The organism is Paracoccus sp. KR1-242 (assembly GCF_049446195.1).
Taxonomy (GTDB): domain Bacteria; phylum Pseudomonadota; class Alphaproteobacteria; order Rhodobacterales; family Rhodobacteraceae; genus Paracoccus; species Paracoccus broussonetiae.
The window spans coordinates 23185-40396 of the sequence record NZ_JBMSED010000005.1; the positions used below are offsets into that span (position 1 = coordinate 23185).

Consider the following 17212-nt stretch of genomic DNA (forward strand, 5'->3'; position numbering starts at 1 on the left):
GACACAGGGATAGTGCCTGTGTCGCGGAACCACAAACAGATGTTCGCGCCATGTTCCATGTGGGCGGGAAAGCCCGCCCTGCGCGCCCCTAGTCCATCCGCTCAAGGGCGATGGCGGTCGCCTCTCCTCCGCCAATGCAAAGCGAGGCAACGCCACGGCGCAGCCCACGATGCTCCAGCGCCGCCAGCAGCGTCACCATCACCCGCGCTCCCGACGCGCCGATCGGATGTCCCAGGGCACAGGCGCCCCCATCGACATTCACGACGTCATGGGACAGGCCCAGGTCGCGCATCGCGGCCATGGCGACGACGGCAAAGGCCTCGTTCACTTCGAACAGGTCGATATCGGTCAGGGCCAGGCCGGTGCGTTCCATCAGGCGGCGGATCGCGCCCACCGGCGCGGTCGGGAACAGGCTGGGTTTGTCGGCATGGGTCGCATGACCAAGGATGCGCGCCAGCGACCTCAGCCCGCGCCTTTCCGCCTCGGACGCGCGCATCAGGACCAGCGCGGCGGCACCGTCCGAGATCGAGGAACTGTTCGCCGCGGTCACGGTCCCGCCCTCGCGGAAGGCGGGCCGCAGTGTCGGGATCTTCTCCGGCCGCGCCTTGCCGGGCTGTTCGTCGGTATCGACAACCACCGCGCCCTCGCGGGACGCAAGGTGAACCGGCACGATTTCGGCCGCGAAGCGTCCCCCGGCAATGGCCCGCTGCGCGCGCGAAAGCGAGGCGATGGCATAGGCATCCTGCGCCTCGCGCGTGAACTGATAGGCCTCGGCGCAATCCTCGGCAAAGGTGCCCATCAGGCGGCCCTTGTCATAGGCATCCTCAAGCCCGTCCAGGAACATGTGGTCGATGACCTGCCCGTGACCCATGCGATAGCCGTCCCGCGCCTTCGGCAGCAGATAGGGGGCATTCGTCATGCTTTCCATGCCGCCCGCAACGACGATCCCAGCCGAACCGGCAAGGATCAGGTCATGGGCCAGCATCGCGGCCTTCATGCCCGAGCCGCACATCTTGTTGACGGTCGTCGCCCCCGCGCCCAGCGGCAACCCGGCCCGGATCGCCGCCTGTCGCGCCGGGGCCTGCCCCTGCCCCGCTGGCAGGACACAGCCCATGATGATTTCCTGCATGGCCTCTGGCGCAAGCCCCGCGCGGTTAAGCGCACCGGCGATCGCGGTCGCGCCAAGGGTCGGGGCATCCGCCCCCGCAAGTTCGCCCTGAAAGGCGCCCATCGCGGTCCGGGCGCTGCCGATGATGACGATCGGGTCCATGTCCGTCCTTTCCGTCCCGTCCTATTTCGGGGCCATGCGAAGCGCGCCGTCCAGACGGATCACCTCGCCATTCAGCATCTGGTTCTCGACAATGTGGCGCACCAGCGCGGCATATTCCGCAGGCTGGCCAAGCCGAGGCGGGAAAGGCACGTTCGCGCCAAGGCTGTCCTGCACCTCTTGCGGCAGGCCCGCCATCATCGGCGTGGCGAAAATGCCGGGGGCAATGGTCATGACCCGGATCCCGTGTCGGGCCAATTCTCGCGCGGCGGGCAAGGTCAGGGCGGCGACACCCCCCTTGGACGCGGCATAGGCCGCCTGCCCGATCTGTCCATCAAAGGCCGCGACCGAGGCCGTGTTGACGATCACGCCCCGCTCCCCGCCCTCATCCGGATCGTTCAGGGTCATCGCGGCGGCGGCAAGGCGCAGGATGTTGAAGGTGCCGATCAGGTTGATGCCGATGGCCCGCGCGAAACTGTCCAGCGCATGCGGGCCGTCGCGACCGACAATGCGTTCACCGGGGGCGATACCGGCGCAATTGACCGCGACGTCGATCCGCCCGAAGGCGCGGACGGCATCTGCGATCGCCACCTCTCCCCCGGCTGCGTCGGTGACATCGGCACGAAAGAACTGCGCCGAAGACCCAAGCTCGGCGACCATCGCCGCGCCCGCATCGGCATTCACGTCCAGGATCGCGACTCTGGCCCCGCCAGCCGCAGCCATGCGCGCGACGGCGGCCCCAAGGCCTGATCCCGCGCCGGAAATCACGAACACCCGGCCTTCGATCTGCATGTTCCCCCCTTGGCCTTCCCCATGCCATTCGGCACCACAGTAGTGCCGGGTCTTGCGATGACAACGAATTTCGCGCACGTCCCGGCGGTGGGCACAGGTGGGCAATCTCGCGGCAGGTGACGCGAGGCTGCATCTTTCGCACGGCCTCACGCTGCACTATGCAGCATCAAAGTCCCGCCGACCTGGGCCGTCAGGCCCGGCGAATCCGATTGTGCACGATCTTAGGTGAGCAGTTTCTTGATGCGAACTGGGCCATCCCAGACCGACGACGACCTTGCGCCGCCCGCTTTGTGGCGGCAATTCCTGCCCTATGTCGCGGCTTTCCTGCTGTTCGGGGCGGGGCTTTACGCGTTGAACAAGCTGCTGGCACCCGTCGACATCCGCGAGGTCGCCGCCCAGATTCGCGGCACGCCCTGGCATGTGACCGGTCTCGCCCTGATGACGACCGTCGCGGGCTATCTGTTCCTTGCGGCCTATGACTGGTCGGCGCTGCGCCATATCGGCAAGCCATTGCCTTTGCCCGTCGCGATGACCGGGGGCCTGATGGCTTATGCCTTCGGCAATACCATCGGACTTTCGGCGATTTCCGGCGCCGCCGTGCGCTGGCGCGTCTATTCGGGGCTTGGGCTGGACGGCTATGACATCGCCGCGATCTCGACCTTTACCGCGGCCTCCTTCGGCATCGCGGCTTCGCTGATCGGGTTTTCGGCGCTGGCGATCCACCCGTCGGCGCTGGGTCCGATCCTGCCCTTGCCCGAGCCGACCATTCGCCTGCTGGCCATCGCTGCCGTCTGCGCGGTGGCCGCGCCCCTGCTGTGGGCGGCGATCACGCGGCGGGAATTGCGGCTGGGCCGCTTTGTCCTGCACGCGCCCAGCCTGCCGGTGCTGGGCGCGCAGCTTGTCATCTGCATGGGCGACATCGTCTTTTCCGCCCTGACGCTGTATATCCTGCTGCCCGATGCCGGGGTCAGCTTCCCGACCTTCCTCGCGGTCTTTGCCGCGGCGCTGATGGCGGGCGTCGTCAGTCACGTTCCGGGCGGGGTCGGAGTTTTTGAAAGCGTCATCATCGCCGCGATGCCCAATGGCGTCCCGATCGACAACGTGGCCGCTGCGCTGCTGCTGTACCGGCTGATCTATTATCTCTTCCCCTTCGCGCTCGCCCTGATCCTGCTTGCGGTCTACGAAGGGTGGCGGCTTCTGGGCCGCAGCCATCCGCGCACCGGGCTGGGTCGCGCCCTGACCGCCATCGAGCCGGCGCTGCGGGCCATGTCCCCGCTGGCACCGCTGCTGCTGGCGGTGATGGTTTTCGGTTCCGGCCTGTGGATGAGCGTCTCGGCCCTGCTGCCTCCGATGACCGAGACCTCGGAGTTCGCGGAATCGATCTTTCCGCTGGCCTTCCTCGAAGGGTCGATCCTGCTGACCAGCGCGCTTGGCGCGGGCCTGATCGTGCTGTCGCTGGGCGTCGTCCGCCGCAGCCTGGGGGCGTTCTGGCTGACCGTGGCGGCGATGCTGATCGGCGCCGTCTTCGCGCTGATCGAGGGGGTCGAGCTGCAGCAGGCCTCGGCGCTGGTCGTCGGCGTCCTGATCCTGATGCCCTTCCGCCGCGCGTTCCACCGCCGCTCGTTGCTGACACATTCCGCGCTGACGCCGGGCTGGATCGCACTGATGGTCGCGGCCATCGCGGGCTTTGGTTTCGTGCTGTTCTTCGCGCATAAGGAAACCCCCTATTCCAACGAATTGTGGTGGCAGTTCGCAACCGATGAACGCGCGCCGCGCGCCCTGCGTTCGGCCCTGCTGGGCGGGCTGACCGTGGGGCTGGGGGCGCTTTTCCTGCTGCTGCGCATCCCGCGCTTTCGCCCGATGCCACCCGATGCGCGCGCGCTGGCCGCCGCCGGCCACATCGCGATGGAGGGGGTCAATCCCGATGCGGGTTTCGTGCTGACGGGCGACAAGGCGATCATGTTCTCGGACAATGGCGCGGCCTTTTTGATGTTCGGGGTCGCGGGGTCGTCCTGGCTTGCCTATGGGCCCCCGGTCGGAGAGGAAGAGGCCTGCGAGGAAGTCGCCTACAGCTTTGTCGACGCGGCGCGGCGCGCGGGCGCCCGCCCCATCTTCTATGAGGTCGGGCCGGCCGATGTGCCGCTGATGCTGGACCTGGGGATGACGCTCCACAAGATGGGCGAGGAGGCGGTCGTCGACCTGCGCAATTTCGACCTGTCCGGTCCGGATCGCAAACGCCTGCGCACCACCTATGCCCGTGCAGGGCGCGACGGTTTGACCCTGGATCTAAGCGCGCCACCCCATGACCCGGCCCTGATCGCGCAGCTGCGCGGGATCTCGGACGAATGGCTTTCGGCCAAAAAGTCCCGTGAAAAGGGCTATTCGATCGGCCGCTTCGACCCCGAATGGCTGGAGCACTGGACGCTTGCGCTGGTGCGCGTCAATGGCGAGATCGTGGCCTTCGGAAATGTCATGACCACCGACCGGCACGAGGTCGCGACGATCGATCTGATGCGCCACTGCAGCGATGCCCCTGCCGGTACGATGGAGTTCATGTTCATCGCGCTGATGCTTGCGTTGAAGCAGCAGGGCTATGGCGCCTTCTCGTTGGGGCTTGCGCCGCTGTCGGGGCTGGACCCCAACCGCTCGCGCCGGGTCTGGGACCGCTTCGGGTCGCTGATCTTCCGGCACGGCGGCAGCTTCTATCGGTTCGAGGGCCTGCGCGCCTTCAAGGACAAGTTCGACCCGATCTGGACGCCGCATTATCTTGCGACGCCGACATCGTTGCCGCCGCTGCTTCCACTGGCTGACGCGGCACGCCTGATCGCCCGCCAGCCCGGCACCGGCAGCGCCATTCGCGAACCGGACGAGGCTTAGGCCGGGGCCGTCGTCTCGCGCAGCATCAGCCGGGGCTCAAGCAGGGTCATCGGCGGCACGTCGCGCCCTTCGATCCGCTCAAGGATGATGCGCGCCGCCTGCCGCCCGATCTCGCGCTTGGGTTGGCGGATCGTGGTCAGCGCCGGGCTGAGATGCGAGACAAGCTCGATATCGTCGAAGCCGACCACCGAGACATCGCGCGGCACGCTGAACCCGTGCCGTTGCAGCGTCGCGACGAAGGCGCAAGCCATCTCGTCCGAAAACGCAAAGATCGCGCCCGGACGCTCTGCAGGCGGCAAGGCTTGCCACTGCATGGCCGCGGCATGGCCCGCCTGAAGCGTGAAGTCGCCGGAAAACACGGTCAGCCGGACATCCGGGGCGGCGGCACCCGCGCCCGCAAGCCGGGCCTTGTGCAGGACATTCTCCTCGGGGCCGCCGATCAGGCCAACATGGCGGTGACCCAGATCCCGCAGGTGCCGCACGGCCATCCGGCCACCTTTGTGATTGTCGAACATGACACGGGGCAGATCCGCATCCTCGATCCATTCGCAGGCGGTCACGACGGGGGGGATATCGATTCCGCCAAGCAGGTCTCCCGCGGGTACAAGCCCGTCCAGCAGGATGATCCCGTCCGCCCGCGACGGGTCCAGGAAACGCTGCAACGCAATATGCCGCCCCTGCCCGTCCATCGTATCGGCAACAAGAAGGTCATATCCCGCCGAAGCCAGTTCCCGCCCCATGCCGTCAAGGATCTTGGCGAAGAACGGGTTCCCAAGGTTCGGGACCAGCGCCACCACGCTGCCCGTGCGCTGCTTGCGTAGGTTTCGCGCGGCATGGTTCATGCGGTAGCCGCTGGCCTCGACAGCCTCGATCACTGCGGACCGGGTCGCCTCGGCCACCAGTCCGGGGTTGGACAGGACACGACTGACCGTCGAGGCCGAGACCCCTGCCAGCCGCGCCACATCTGCCAGTTTAATACGGGGAGGGAGTTTCTCCATCCCCGCACGATAGGGTAGCGCAGCCCCCTGCCGCAAGAGAGCAAAGAAATTCTTGCAATCGATTTCAGGCCAGTGCAGCCTGAGGATGCGGAGAGAGGAACACCATGCGGACAATCAAGGGACCTGCGCTGTTTCTGGCGCAGTTCATCGGGGACGGCGCGCCCTTCGACAGCTGGCAGGGCATCACCCGCTGGGCCGCCGATTGCGGCTATGCGGGCGTACAGGTTCCAACGAACGATCCGCGGATCCTGGATCTGGACCGCGCGGTCGAATCGCAGGACTACCGGGACGAATTTCTCGGGATCGCCGCCGCCAGTGGGATCGAGGTGACAGAGCTTTCGACCCATCTTCAGGGGCAGCTTGTCGCCGTGCACCCGGCTTACGATACGGGCTTCGACGCCTTCGCGCCCGCGCCGCTGCGCGGCAATCCCAAGGCGCGGCAGGAATGGGCGGTCGAGCAGGTCGGCAAGGCCATTCACGCCAGCCGACTTCTGGGCCTGAATGCTATGGCGACCTTTTCGGGCGCGCTGGCCTGGCCCTATCTTTATCCTTGGCCGCAGCGCGCGCCGGGACTGGTCGAAGCCGCCTTTGACGCGCTGGCGGACCGCTGGCGGCCCCTGCTGGACCTGGCCGAGGATCAAGGCATCGACATCTGCTATGAGATCCATCCCGGTGAGGATCTGCATGACGGCGTCACCTTCGAGATGTTCCTGGACCGGGTGGGCGGTCATGCGCGTGCCAACATGCTGTATGACCCGTCGCATTATGTCCTGCAGCAGCTGGACTACCTGCAGAATATCGACATCTATCACGACCGCATCCGCATGTTCCATGTCAAGGATGCCGAGTTCCGGCCGAACGGGCGGCAAGGCGTCTATGGCGGGTATCAACCTTGGGTCGATCGTGCGGGGCGCTTCCGCAGCCTTGGCGACGGGCAGGTTGATTTCGGCGCGGTATTCTCGAAGCTGACGCAATACGGCTTTGACGGCTGGGCGGTCGTCGAATGGGAATGCGCGTTGAAACACCCCGAGGACGGGGCCCGCGAAGGCGCGCGCTTCGTGCGGGACCACATTATCCGCGTCACACCCCATGCCTTCGACGATTTTGCCGCCAGCGCCATCGATCGTGGCGCAATCGAAAGGGCGCTTGGACTATGAAGACGACTCCAATCCGGCTGGGCATGGTTGGGGGCGGCAGCGGCGCCTTCATCGGCGCGATCCACCGCATCGCCGCCCGCATGGACGGGGGCTTCCAGCTGGTCGCGGGCGCGCTGAGCAGCGATCCCGCCCGTGCTGCGGCCAGCGCGGCGGAGCTGGGTCTGCGCAGCTATGACGACTTCCACCAGATGGCCCAGGCCGAGTCCGCACGCGAAGACGGGATTCAGGCCGTCGCCATCGTGACTCCGAACCACATGCATGCGGCCCCTGCCGTTGCCTTCCTGAACGCGGGCATCCATGTCATCTGCGACAAACCTCTTGCCGCGACGGCCGAACAGGCGGGCGAGATCGCTGCGGCTGCGGCGAGCAGCAAGGCCGATTTCTTCCTGACCCACAACTATTCCGCCCTGCCGATGGTGCGAGAGGCGCGGGCGCTGGTCGCCGAGGGCGCTCTTGGCGCGATCCGAATGGTTCAGGCCGAGTATCTTCAGGGCTGGCTGTCCGAAGAAGCCCATAGCAAGCAGGCGGACTGGCGCACCGATCCCGCCCGCGCCGGGGCCGGTGCTTTGGGTGACATCGGCACCCATGCCTGGCAACTGGCGCAATTTGTGACGGGCCAGACCCCAAGTCATCTGTCTGCCGACCTGTCCAGCATGGTGCCGGGGCGACCCATCGACGACGATGCACGGATTGCATTGCGCTATTCTTCGGGCGCCAAGGGCGGGATCTGGGCCAGCCAGGTCGCCGTAGGCCAGGAAAACGGCCTGTCCTTGCGGGTTTTCGGTGAAAAAGGGGCGCTGGAATGGCGTCTTCAGGACAGCGAGCGGCTGATCCTGTCACCCAAGGACGCACCCGCCCAGATCCTGACCCGTGCGCAGGATCGCTCGGCTTCGTTCCGCACACCGCCTGGGCATCCCGAAGGGTATCTGGAGGGGTTTGCGAACCTCTATGACGACATCGCCGCCATCATCCGCGGGGACAGTTCGCGCCGCGACCGGGTGCCGGGGCTGGCCGCCGGGCTGTCGGGCATGGCCTTCATCGCGGCTGCGCAGGCCTCGTCCGCGCATGACGGCGCCTGGGTCGAGGTCGCGACATGACCGTGCTGGCCCTGCGCAACGTCTCGAAAAGCTTCGGACCGATCCAGGTCCTGCATGGGGTCGATCTGGCGCTTGAGCCGGGCGAGGTCCATGCCCTGATCGGCGAGAATGGCGCAGGCAAGTCGACCATCATGAAGATCCTTGGGGGATTCCTGGACCCGACCGGCGGAGAGGTCGTCCTGGACGGCTCGCCGCGCCGTTTCGCCAGCGGGCCGGATGCCGAAGCCGCGGGGATCGTCGTCATCCATCAGGAATTCAACCTTGCCCCGGACCTCAGCGTCGCGGCCAACGTGTTTCTGGGCCGCGAACCCGGCGGCTGGCGGCTTGATCACAGCGCCATGCGGGCCCAGACTGCCAGCCTGCTGGAGCGCCTGCACAGCCCCATCGAGCCGGATGCCCTGATCCGCGACCTTTCGGTCCCTGACCGCCAGATGGTCGAAATCGCGAAGGCGCTGTCCCGCAATGCTCGCGTCCTGATCATGGACGAACCCAGCGCCGTCCTGACCCATCGCGAGGTCGGGGCGCTATACGAACAGATCGACCGGCTGCGCGCCAGTGGCGTCGCTGTGCTTTACTGCTCGCACCGGCTGGAAGAGGTCGACCACCTTGCCGACCGCATCACCGTCCTGCGCGACGGCCGCGTCGTGCGGCAGGCCCTGCGGGGCGAGCTGGATGAACACGGCATGGCCGCGGCGATGGTCGGGCGCGAGTTGCAGGACTTCTATCCGCCCAAGGGCCACGCGATCGGTGAAGCCGCGCTGGAGGTTCGGGGCCTGACCGTTCCGGGCGCGGTTCACGACGCCAGCCTGACCCTGCACAAGGGCGAAGTGTTGGGCATCGCCGGTCTGGTCGGATCGGGCCGAACCGAACTGGCCGAAGGACTGGTCGGTCTGCGCCCGGCCCGCGCCGAGATCCGCATCGCGGGCAAGGCCACGCACATCGGCAGCCTGCGGGATGCCTTCGCCGCCGGACTGGCTTACCTGACCGAGGATCGCAAGGAGGCCGGCCTGCTGCTGGAGAAGGGCCTGACCGAAAACCTGACGCTGGCGGTGCTGGAACGCTTTGGCGGCTGGCGGCTGGACAAACCGGCCGAGGAAGCCGCATTTGAACAGGCGCGTCAGGATTTCGACATCCGCGCCCCGCGCCGGGACATCGTGGCAGGCAAGCTGTCGGGCGGCAACCAGCAAAAGCTGCTGCTGGCCAAGACCATGCTGCCCGACCCCAGCATCATCATCATCGACGAACCGACCCGCGGCATCGATGTGGGGACCAAGCGACAGATCTATGCCTTCATCCGCAAGCTGGCGGATGAAGGCCGCAGCATCATCGTCATCAGCAGCGAGATGACCGAGGTGATCGGCCTGTCCGATCGCGTTCTCGTCATGCGCGAAGGACGGATCGCGGGCGAGTTGTCCGGCGCTGCCATGACCGAGGAAAACATCGTGCGCCTTGCAATGGGCGTCACCAGCGAGGCCGCATGAAACGCCTGAACCTGCATACGCTTGGCCCCATCGTCGCGCTGGTCGCACTGATCGTGCTGGGCGCGATGCTGAACTCGTCCTTTCTGGCGCCAGCGAACATCACCAACGTGCTGGCGCGTTCGGCCTTCATCGGAATGATCGCCGTGGGCATGACCTTCGTGATCACGGCGGGCGGACTGGACCTGTCCGTCGGTTCGATGGCCGCTTTCCTGGCCGGAATCGCGATCATTGCCATGAATGCCGCACTGCCCGCGCTGGGGGCGAACTGGGGCACGATCCTGCTGGGCATGGGGGTTGCCCTGCTGGGCGGGGTTGCCGCGGGCTATCTGAATGGCGCGCTTGTCACCAAGGCCCGGATCGAGCCCTTCATCGTCACTCTGGGGACGATGGGCATCTTCCGTTCGCTGGTGACCTGGCTGGCGGATGGCGGCACGCTGAGCCTGCAGTCCGGCCTGCGCACATTGTATCGCCCGGTCTATTACGGGGGCCTTGGCTGGATCACCTGGCCGATCATCACCTTTGCCATCGTCGCCATCGTGGGTGAGTGGATGATGCGGAATTCCCGCTTCGGACGCCATGTCGAGGCCATCGGCTCGAACGAACGCGTGGCGCGCTATTCCGCCATCGACGTGAACCGGGTGAAGCTGATGACCTATGTCCTGCTTGGACTTCTGGTCGGGCTGGCGGTCGTGCTTTACGTGCCGCGTCTTGGTTCCGCTTCTGGCTCCACCGGGGTGCTGTGGGAGCTTGAGGCGATCGCCGCGGTCATCATCGGCGGCACCGCGTTGAAAGGCGGCACCGGACGGGTCTGGGGCACCGTGGTCGGCGTGCTGATCCTGTCATTGATCGACAATATCCTGAATTTGGCCGATCTGGTCAGCCCCTATCTGAACGGGGCGATCCAGGGCGTCATCATCGTTCTTGCTGTCGTCTTGCAGCGGGAGAAAAGCACCGCCGACGAGCGGTAAGGGGAGGAGAGGAAATGAAACGCAGAAACCTGATGAAGGGCGCGGTCCTTGCCGCGACCCTCGGCATGACGGCAGGGGCGGCCACCGCGCAGGAGGCGGAAAAGAAGATCATCGGCGTCTCGATCCCGTCGGCGACGCACGGCTTCATGGGCGGGCTGAACTGGCACGCGCAGGACACCATCGCACGGCTGGGCAAGGCCTATCCCAATCTCGAATTCGTTCTTGCGACGGCGGGCGATGCCGCCAAGCAGGTAAACGATATCGAGGACATGATGGCGACCCGGAATATCGACGGGCTTGTGGTCCTGCCCTTCGAATCCGAACCCCTGACCGCGCCGGTCAAGGCAGTGAAGGATGCGGGTAAATTCGTCACTGTCGTCGACCGCGGACTTAGCGAGGAAGGGATCGAGGATCTTTACGTCGCGGGCGACAATACCGCCTTCGGCCGCGTTGCGGGCGAGTATTTCAAGGCCAATCTGAAACCCGGTTCCAAGATCGTTGTGCTGCGCGGCATCCCGACGACCCTGGACAATGAACGGGTCGAGGCCTTCCAGAAGGCGCTTGAGGGCTCGGATGTCGAAATTCTCGACATGCAGCACGGCAACTGGAACCGCGACGACGCATTCGCGGTGATGCAGGATTACCTGTCGAAATACCCCAAGATCGACGCGGTCTGGGCGGCGGATGACGACATGGCGATCGGCGTCCTTGAAGCGATTTCCGCCGCGAACCGCAATGACGAGATGTGGGTCATCGGCGGCGCCGGGATGAAAGAGATCGTCAAGCGCATCATGGACGGCGACAAGCAGCTGCCCGTGAACGTCACCTATCCGCCGGCGCTGATCTCCTCCGCGATCGAGATGACGGCACTGCATTTCGTCTCGAACGCGCCGATGACGGGACGCTTCATCATCGGTTCGCAGCTGATCACGCCCGAGAACGCCAAGCAATTCTATTACCCCGACAGCCCGTTCTAAGGGGATCTTCGCGCCAAGGGCGGCGCATGCCAGCGATCAGACCGCGCCGGGGAGCATTCCCGCGGCGCGGTTTTTCGCTCTGCATCCGCAACGTGCACAGATCCAGATCGAAATCTGCGACGCCAACGAAAGCTTCACAAACTGTCGCATTAACCGTCAAGAGAACGTCACCTTCCGCCGTCATTTCTGCGCCCAGATTTGAAGGCAGGGGCCAGCATGCGTATCGAGGCAGAGCAGATCACCCGGATTTTCGGCCCGGCCAAGGCGGTGGATGCGGCCAGCTTCGTCATCGACCGGCCCATGGTCCTTGGGATCATCGGCAGTTCTGGTGCCGGGAAATCCACGCTGCTGCGCATGGTGAACCGCCTGACGGATGCCAGCGCGGGACGGCTGCTGGTCGACGGGCGCGACGTGTTGGCCCTGACCGGACGCGACAAGCGCGCCTGGCAGGCCGATTGCGCGATGATCTTCCAGCAGTTCAACCTGGTGCCGCGCCTCGACGTGGCCTCCAACGTGCTGCACGGACTGCTGAACAAGCGCGGCCTGCTGCCGACGCTGTTCAACGTCTGGTCGCGCGAGGACGTCGACCGCGCGGTCCATATCCTTGACCGGCTGGGTATCGCCGAACAGGCGACCAAACGGGCCGAGGCGCTGTCTGGCGGCCAGCAACAGCGCACGGCCATTGCTCGCGCGCTGATGCAGGATCCGCGCATCATCCTGGCTGATGAACCGATCGCCAGCCTGGACCCGATGAACGCCCAGATCGTGATGGATGCTTTGCGCCGGATCCACGAAGAAGATGGGCGCACCGTCATCGCGAACCTGCATACGCTGGATACCGCGCGACGCTATTGCGACCGCGTGATCGGGATGCGCAAGGGGCGCATCGTCTTTGACGGCACGCCCGAACAACTGACCACTGGCGTCGCCCGCGACATCTATGGCGCAGGGGCCGGGTTCAGCGAAGCCACCACCTCGACCGCTATTGAAATCCCCGCCCCTGCCGATCGCGCCTATGCGGACCGGCTGCTGGCGGATTGATCCCCGACCTTGGAGAGAACCATGACCAAGACCCTCAGCCTTCTGGTGCTGTCGACCGCACTGGCCCTGCCCCAGCTTGCCGCCGCGCAAGAGATCAAGGAATTCCGCATCGGTGTCCTGGGCGGTGAGAACGCCCAAGAGCGCATGACCAACAATGAATGCCTGCGCAAGCACACCGAGGAGCTGCTTGGCGTTCCGGTCCGCATCTTCACCCCCGCCGATTATGACGGCGTGATCCAGGGCCTGCTGGGCGGGACGCTGGATGCGGCGATCCTTGGCGCCTCGGGCTATGCCAAGGCCTATCTGACCGATCCCGAGGCGGTCGAGCCGGTGCTGGTCAAGACGAACCTTGACGGGGCCTCGGACTATTTTTCGGTTGGCTTTGCCCGCAAGGACAGCGGCGTCCGCTCGATGGACGATCTGAAGGGCAAGGTGCTGGGCTTCGGCGACCCGAACTCGACCTCCGGATATCTGATCCCCGCCGTCGAGATGCCCGCCGCGGGCTATTCGATGGAGCCGGGCCAGTTCTTCAAGGACGTGAAGTTCACGGGCGGGCATGAACAGACCATCGTCGCCGTCAACAATGGCGACGTCGATGCCGGCGTGACCTGGGCCGACGGGCTGGGCAACTGGGAAGACGGCTACAATTCGGGCGCATTGCGCAAGGCCGTGGACGCGGGCATCGTCGACATGAACGACATGGTGGAAATCTGGCGCTCGAAGCCGATCCCCGAAGGCCCGCTGGTCGTCCGCAAGGCCCTGCCCGCCGAGACCAAGGCCAAGTTCACCGAAATGATGGCGAACATGATCAACACCGACAAGGAATGCACCTACGGCGTAGCGGGCGGAGAAACCGCGGGCTTCTCGCCGGTGAAGCACGACAACTATCTGAGCATCATCGAGGCCCGGAAGCTGGAAGAAGCCAAGGGCAGCTGATTTTCGCTGCCGCTCCTGTGCGCGGGCCCCCCGGCCCGCGCCATTTCATTTTCCGACGAGGCCGACATGACCGCCGACCGTATCGCTGCCACCTATCACGCGCAGCTCGCGCGCAGGCGCGCCTATGGCACCGTCCTTTGGGCAATCTTCGCGGCGCTTCTGGTCGCCGGGTTCGACATGGCGAACCGCCGTAATGCCGGCGGCTTCCTGCAGGGGTTGCCAAGTGTCCTTGACTATCCGGATGCGCTGATCTCGGAGGCGTGGCAAAAAGCTGGTGCGTTGCCCGGTCACATGTGGCGGGCGCTGCCTTCGCTGGTCGAGACACTGAACATCGCCGCCGCATCGACCCTGCTGGGCGCGATCGGTGGTGGGATCATGGCGCTGTTGGCGACGCCGGGACTGGCGCCCTGGCCGCGGCTGGTGCCGCTGTTCCGCCGCCTGCTGGACATCGCCCGGGCCATTCCGGAACTGGTCATTGCGCTGGTCCTGATCTTTGTCCTGGGCGGCGGACCGGTGCCCGCGGTCATCGCGATCTCGTTCCATACGGTCGGCGCGCTTGGCAAGCTGTTCTCTGAAGTGGCCGAGAATGCCAGCCTGAAGCCGGTCGAAGGGCTTGAATCCGTGGGCGCAAGCTGGCCACAGCGGATCTGGTTCGGGGTAATCCCACAGGTCGCGCCGAACTGGGCCAGCTACATGATGCTGCGCTTTGAAATCAACATCCGCGCCAGCGCCATCCTGGGCTTCGTCGGCGCGGGCGGTATCGGTTATGAGCTGCGCAACGCGATCAGCTGGGGCCAGGGCCGCTATGACGCCGCGATGGCGATCTTCCTGATGCTGTTCGTGACCATCGTGCTGTTCGATCAGCTGACCTCGGTCGCGCGCAACCGTCTGGTGCGCGGTCAAGAGCATGGCGAAAAGGGAGGGCGCATTTGATGGCCGTCAACACCACAAATCATCCCGTCCACGCGATGATGTCGCGCAAGCGCATGATCTCGCTGGGGCTGCCAGTCGTCGTCCTGGCCTATCTGGTCTATGTCGCGGTCGCATTTGACCTGGGCGGGTTGGCGGGGCGGGCGCGGCTGGACAATGGCGCGCTGCTGATGCGGGACTTCTGGTCCTACAAGATCCATGTCACCCGCGACAATCGCAGCGGCGAGATTTCCAGCGCGATCGAGGGGATGCGGAACGCCACATTCTCGGCCGGGAACCGCCCGGATTGGATTTCGGGGAACCAGAACTTCGCGCGGGTCGAGCTGCCACAGGGCCATGTGGTCGATTTCGCCCCGGACGGGCTGGTGACGCTTATCACACCCGACGGACGCTATCGCATCCGCCCGACCGGATCCGGCATCCAGACGGATTTCACCGACGCGCCACCGAATTTCAGCGTTTCGGACAATCGCTTCAGTGCCGATCTGCCCGAAGGCGCACGCCTGACGGTCACCCGGGCCCGGTCCGAGGTGTTTCGCCGCCAGGCCGGGTGGGAACTTTTCTTCTTTGATCTTTCCAGCCCGTTTTACGGCAAGTCCTGGGCGGAGCTGGCTGCCATGGCGGTCAGTGGCGACCGCGTGGATCCCGAACACTCGAACCTTGCCGGGATGGGGCGCGATTTCTGGAACAACGGCATCTGGCACCATGGCGACGTGGCCTGGGCCATCTTCGAAACCATCCTGATGGCCTTTCTGGGCACGTTCGGCGCGGGGTTGGTGGCCTTGCCGCTGGCGTTCATGGCGGCATCGAACTTCGCGCCGCTCGTGCTGATGCGGCAGGCGGCGCGGCGCTTCTTCGACCTGCTTCGCGGCGTCGACGCCCTGATCTGGACTATCATCCTGTCGCGCGCCTTCGGTCCGGGGCCGCTGACCGGCAGCCTTGCGATCCTGCTGACCGAGACCGGAACCTTCGGCAAGCTGTTCTCGGAAGCGCTGGAGAATATCGACGAAAAGCCGGTCGAGGGTCTGCGTTCAACCGGGGCGGGGCCGGTCCAGCGCATCCGATGGGCGGTGATGCCGCAGGTTTCACCGGTGATCCTGTCGCAACTGCTTTATTACTTCGAATCGAACACGCGCAGCGCGACCGTGATCGGGGCGATCACTGGCGGCGGGATCGGTCTATTGCTGATGCAGGCGATGCAGACCCAGAAGGACTGGGAACATGTCGCCTATTACATTCTGCTAATCGTCGTGATGGTCATGGCGATGGACTGGCTGTCCGGCCGCCTGCGCGCGCGCCTGATCCGAGGTTGACCATGCCGAAACTTTCCCCCGACCAACCGCTGCTGCATCCGGGCGCGGACTGCGCAAACTCGACCTTTGGCCGCTATTGCGAGGTCGGGGACGATGCCCGCGTGCTGAATTCCGAGTTCGGGGATTACAGCTATTGCGAGCGGCTTTGCGACATCGCCAATACCACCATCGGCAAGTTCGCCAACATCGCTGCCATGGTCCGGATCGGGCCGACCGATCACCCGATGACAACGGCAAGCCTGCATCACTTCCTGTATCGCTCGGAATATTATTGGGACGATGCTGAACCCGATCCGGACTTCTTCGCCGCGCGTTCGGCGCGCCGCACGGTAATCGGGCATGACACCTGGGTTGGGCATGGAGCGATCATCAAGCCCGAAGTGACGATCGGGCATGGTGCCATCGTCGCTGCGGGTGCGGTCGTGACCAAGGACGTGCCCGACTGGACGATTGTCGCGGGCTGTCCCGCGCGACCGCTAAGACGGCGCTTCGCCCCGGATATCGCGCGGCGGCTGGAACAATTGGCGTGGTGGGATTGGGATCATGCCCGTCTGCGCCAAGCCCTGCCCGATTTCCGCAGCCTGTCCGCAGAAAAGTTTCTGGAGCGCTACACCTCGGGATGAGGCAGGGTCAGGGTCACGCGCTCGGCCGCCCACCAGGTCAAGGCGCGTTCAACCATCCGGTCCTGCCAACGGCTCAGCCCTTCGGTCCGCAAAAGCGCGTCGCCTGGCTCGATCTGAAGCTTTGCAGCCTGCACGGCATCGGCGATCCGCGCGGTGATCCGGGTCGACAGGCGTTGATAATCCTCGACCCCGGATGCGGCCAGGGCGCGGGTCACGGATTCTTCGCGCCGCAGCATCACGGGCAGGTCCGGCAGCAGGTCGGCGGGATAGATCGAGCGGAACAGCGCGACCGGCTTGAAATCCACCAGCGAGACGCCTTCGCAGACATGGACCAGCGCACCGGGCTCCAACCTCAGCGCCGCAGCCTCGGCATCGCCGCTGGGACGGGTCACGACCGTATCGATGATGCGGCCCGGCACCTTGCCGGACAGTGCGATGTTGCGGTGAAACCGCACGCGTTCGCTCAGCGGATAGTCGACGGGACTGGCCGCGACAAAGACACCTGCGCCGCGCCGCGAGTAAAGCAGCCCTTCATCGGCAAGCACGCGCGTCGCATGCCGCACCGTGTGTCGATTGACCCCAAAGCGCGCGGCCAGATCGCTTTCCGGCGGCAGACGGGTACCGGGGGGCCATTTTCCCCGCGCGATCTCTCCGCGCAACTGATCCGCGATGCTTTGCCACAAACTCATGCCGTCACCAAAATTTCATGCTTTTCGGGTTGTCGCCCGCTCACGATCACTCTACAAGAAGTCTAG

The 17212-nt window shown here is 65.4% G+C and carries 15 protein-coding genes; 11 read left to right on the top strand and 4 right to left on the bottom strand.

Annotated features, from left to right (window positions below):
* Positions 1–88: 88 nt before the first annotated feature.
* Both ACO2Q4_RS08755 and ACO2Q4_RS08760 read right to left on the bottom strand, forming a co-directional pair.
* Positions 89–1270 (bottom strand): acetyl-CoA C-acyltransferase, encoded by a 1182-nt coding sequence (locus ACO2Q4_RS08755; RefSeq protein ID WP_423318695.1) that lies wholly within the window; start codon positions 1268–1270, stop codon positions 89–91.
* 21 nt (positions 1271–1291) lie between these two features.
* Positions 1292–2059 (bottom strand): SDR family NAD(P)-dependent oxidoreductase, encoded by a 768-nt coding sequence (locus tag ACO2Q4_RS08760; protein ID WP_311759271.1) that lies wholly within the window; start codon positions 2057–2059, stop codon positions 1292–1294.
* Positions 2060–2299: 240 nt separating this feature from the next.
* Between ACO2Q4_RS08760 and mprF the strand changes: the two genes are divergently transcribed.
* Positions 2300–4936 (top strand): bifunctional lysylphosphatidylglycerol flippase/synthetase MprF, encoded by a 2637-nt coding sequence (mprF, locus tag ACO2Q4_RS08765; protein WP_311759270.1) that lies wholly within the window; start codon positions 2300–2302, stop codon positions 4934–4936.
* Here the strand turns inward: mprF and ACO2Q4_RS08770 are convergent.
* Positions 4933–5934: a LacI family DNA-binding transcriptional regulator gene (locus ACO2Q4_RS08770; protein WP_423318698.1), complete on the bottom strand. Its 1002-nt coding sequence runs from the start codon at positions 5932–5934 to the stop codon at positions 4933–4935. The genes mprF and ACO2Q4_RS08770 overlap by 4 nt on opposite strands.
* A 104-nt stretch (positions 5935–6038) precedes the next feature.
* Between ACO2Q4_RS08770 and ACO2Q4_RS08775 the strand changes: the two genes are divergently transcribed.
* The 10 genes from ACO2Q4_RS08775 to ACO2Q4_RS08820 all read left to right on the top strand — a co-directional run bounded on the left by ACO2Q4_RS08775 (position 6039) and on the right by ACO2Q4_RS08820 (position 16457).
* Positions 6039–7091, top strand: a complete 1053-nt coding sequence (locus ACO2Q4_RS08775) for a sugar phosphate isomerase/epimerase family protein (protein WP_423318700.1) — start codon at positions 6039–6041, stop codon at positions 7089–7091.
* Positions 7088–8188, top strand: a complete 1101-nt coding sequence (locus ACO2Q4_RS08780; protein WP_423318702.1) for a Gfo/Idh/MocA family protein — start codon at positions 7088–7090, stop codon at positions 8186–8188. The genes ACO2Q4_RS08775 and ACO2Q4_RS08780 overlap by 4 nt, the downstream gene beginning before the upstream one ends.
* Positions 8185–9669, top strand: a complete 1485-nt coding sequence (locus tag ACO2Q4_RS08785) for a sugar ABC transporter ATP-binding protein (protein ID WP_423318704.1) — start codon at positions 8185–8187, stop codon at positions 9667–9669. Before ACO2Q4_RS08780 ends, ACO2Q4_RS08785 begins: the two co-directional genes overlap by 4 nt.
* A complete protein-coding gene (locus tag ACO2Q4_RS08790; RefSeq protein ID WP_311759265.1) occupies positions 9666–10637 on the top strand; it encodes an ABC transporter permease in 972 nt (323 codons plus the stop codon). The genes ACO2Q4_RS08785 and ACO2Q4_RS08790 overlap by 4 nt, the downstream gene beginning before the upstream one ends.
* A gap of 14 nt (positions 10638–10651) precedes the next feature.
* Complete coding sequence (locus ACO2Q4_RS08795; protein WP_311759264.1) at positions 10652–11614, top strand: ABC transporter substrate-binding protein; 963 nt, start codon at positions 10652–10654, stop codon at positions 11612–11614.
* Positions 11615–11830: 216 nt separating this feature from the next.
* Positions 11831–12655, top strand: a complete 825-nt coding sequence (gene phnC, locus ACO2Q4_RS08800) for a phosphonate ABC transporter ATP-binding protein (RefSeq protein WP_423318706.1) — start codon at positions 11831–11833, stop codon at positions 12653–12655.
* A 21-nt stretch (positions 12656–12676) separates the two neighbouring features.
* The gene (phnD, locus tag ACO2Q4_RS08805; RefSeq protein ID WP_423318708.1) at positions 12677–13591 is read left to right on the top strand and encodes a phosphonate ABC transporter substrate-binding protein; all 915 of its coding nucleotides are present in this window, start codon (positions 12677–12679) and stop codon (positions 13589–13591) included.
* Between the two features lie 66 nt (positions 13592–13657).
* Positions 13658–14524: a phosphonate ABC transporter, permease protein PhnE gene (phnE, locus tag ACO2Q4_RS08810; RefSeq protein ID WP_311759261.1), complete on the top strand. Its 867-nt coding sequence runs from the start codon at positions 13658–13660 to the stop codon at positions 14522–14524.
* Positions 14524–15834, top strand: coding sequence for a phosphonate ABC transporter, permease protein PhnE (gene phnE, locus ACO2Q4_RS08815; RefSeq protein WP_423318710.1), 1311 nt, complete (start codon positions 14524–14526; stop codon positions 15832–15834). Before phnE (ACO2Q4_RS08810) ends, phnE (ACO2Q4_RS08815) begins: the two co-directional genes overlap by 1 nt.
* A gap of 2 nt (positions 15835–15836) precedes the next feature.
* Positions 15837–16457, top strand: coding sequence for a chloramphenicol acetyltransferase (locus tag ACO2Q4_RS08820; protein ID WP_423318712.1), 621 nt, complete (start codon positions 15837–15839; stop codon positions 16455–16457).
* On the opposite strand, the gene phnF is transcribed toward ACO2Q4_RS08820, so the two are convergent.
* Positions 16442–17146, bottom strand: a complete 705-nt coding sequence (gene phnF, locus ACO2Q4_RS08825) for a phosphonate metabolism transcriptional regulator PhnF (RefSeq protein ID WP_311759258.1) — start codon at positions 17144–17146, stop codon at positions 16442–16444. The genes ACO2Q4_RS08820 and phnF overlap by 16 nt on opposite strands.
* Positions 17147–17212: the final 66 nt, after the last annotated feature.

Bases quoted from the DNA above. Each gene is read 5' to 3' on its own strand.
- ACO2Q4_RS08755 (WP_423318695.1), bottom strand. From the start codon at position 1,270: ATGGACCCGATCGTCATCATCGGCAGCGCCCGGACCGCGATGGGCGCC.
- ACO2Q4_RS08760 (WP_311759271.1), bottom strand. From the start codon at position 2,059: ATGCAGATCGAAGGCCGGGTGTTCGTGATTTCCGGCGCGGGATCAGGC.
- mprF (WP_311759270.1), top strand. From the start codon at position 2,300: ATGCGAACTGGGCCATCCCAGACCGACGACGACCTTGCGCCGCCCGCT.
- ACO2Q4_RS08770 (WP_423318698.1), bottom strand. From the start codon at position 5,934: ATGGAGAAACTCCCTCCCCGTATTAAACTGGCAGATGTGGCGCGGCTG.
- ACO2Q4_RS08775 (WP_423318700.1), top strand. From the start codon at position 6,039: ATGCGGACAATCAAGGGACCTGCGCTGTTTCTGGCGCAGTTCATCGGG.
- ACO2Q4_RS08780 (WP_423318702.1), top strand. From the start codon at position 7,088: ATGAAGACGACTCCAATCCGGCTGGGCATGGTTGGGGGCGGCAGCGGC.
- ACO2Q4_RS08785 (WP_423318704.1), top strand. From the start codon at position 8,185: ATGACCGTGCTGGCCCTGCGCAACGTCTCGAAAAGCTTCGGACCGATC.
- ACO2Q4_RS08790 (WP_311759265.1), top strand. From the start codon at position 9,666: ATGAAACGCCTGAACCTGCATACGCTTGGCCCCATCGTCGCGCTGGTC.
- ACO2Q4_RS08795 (WP_311759264.1), top strand. From the start codon at position 10,652: ATGAAACGCAGAAACCTGATGAAGGGCGCGGTCCTTGCCGCGACCCTC.
- phnC (WP_423318706.1), top strand. From the start codon at position 11,831: ATGCGTATCGAGGCAGAGCAGATCACCCGGATTTTCGGCCCGGCCAAG.
- phnD (WP_423318708.1), top strand. From the start codon at position 12,677: ATGACCAAGACCCTCAGCCTTCTGGTGCTGTCGACCGCACTGGCCCTG.
- phnE (WP_311759261.1), top strand. From the start codon at position 13,658: ATGACCGCCGACCGTATCGCTGCCACCTATCACGCGCAGCTCGCGCGC.
- phnE (WP_423318710.1), top strand. From the start codon at position 14,524: ATGGCCGTCAACACCACAAATCATCCCGTCCACGCGATGATGTCGCGC.
- ACO2Q4_RS08820 (WP_423318712.1), top strand. From the start codon at position 15,837: ATGCCGAAACTTTCCCCCGACCAACCGCTGCTGCATCCGGGCGCGGAC.
- phnF (WP_311759258.1), bottom strand. From the start codon at position 17,146: ATGAGTTTGTGGCAAAGCATCGCGGATCAGTTGCGCGGAGAGATCGCG.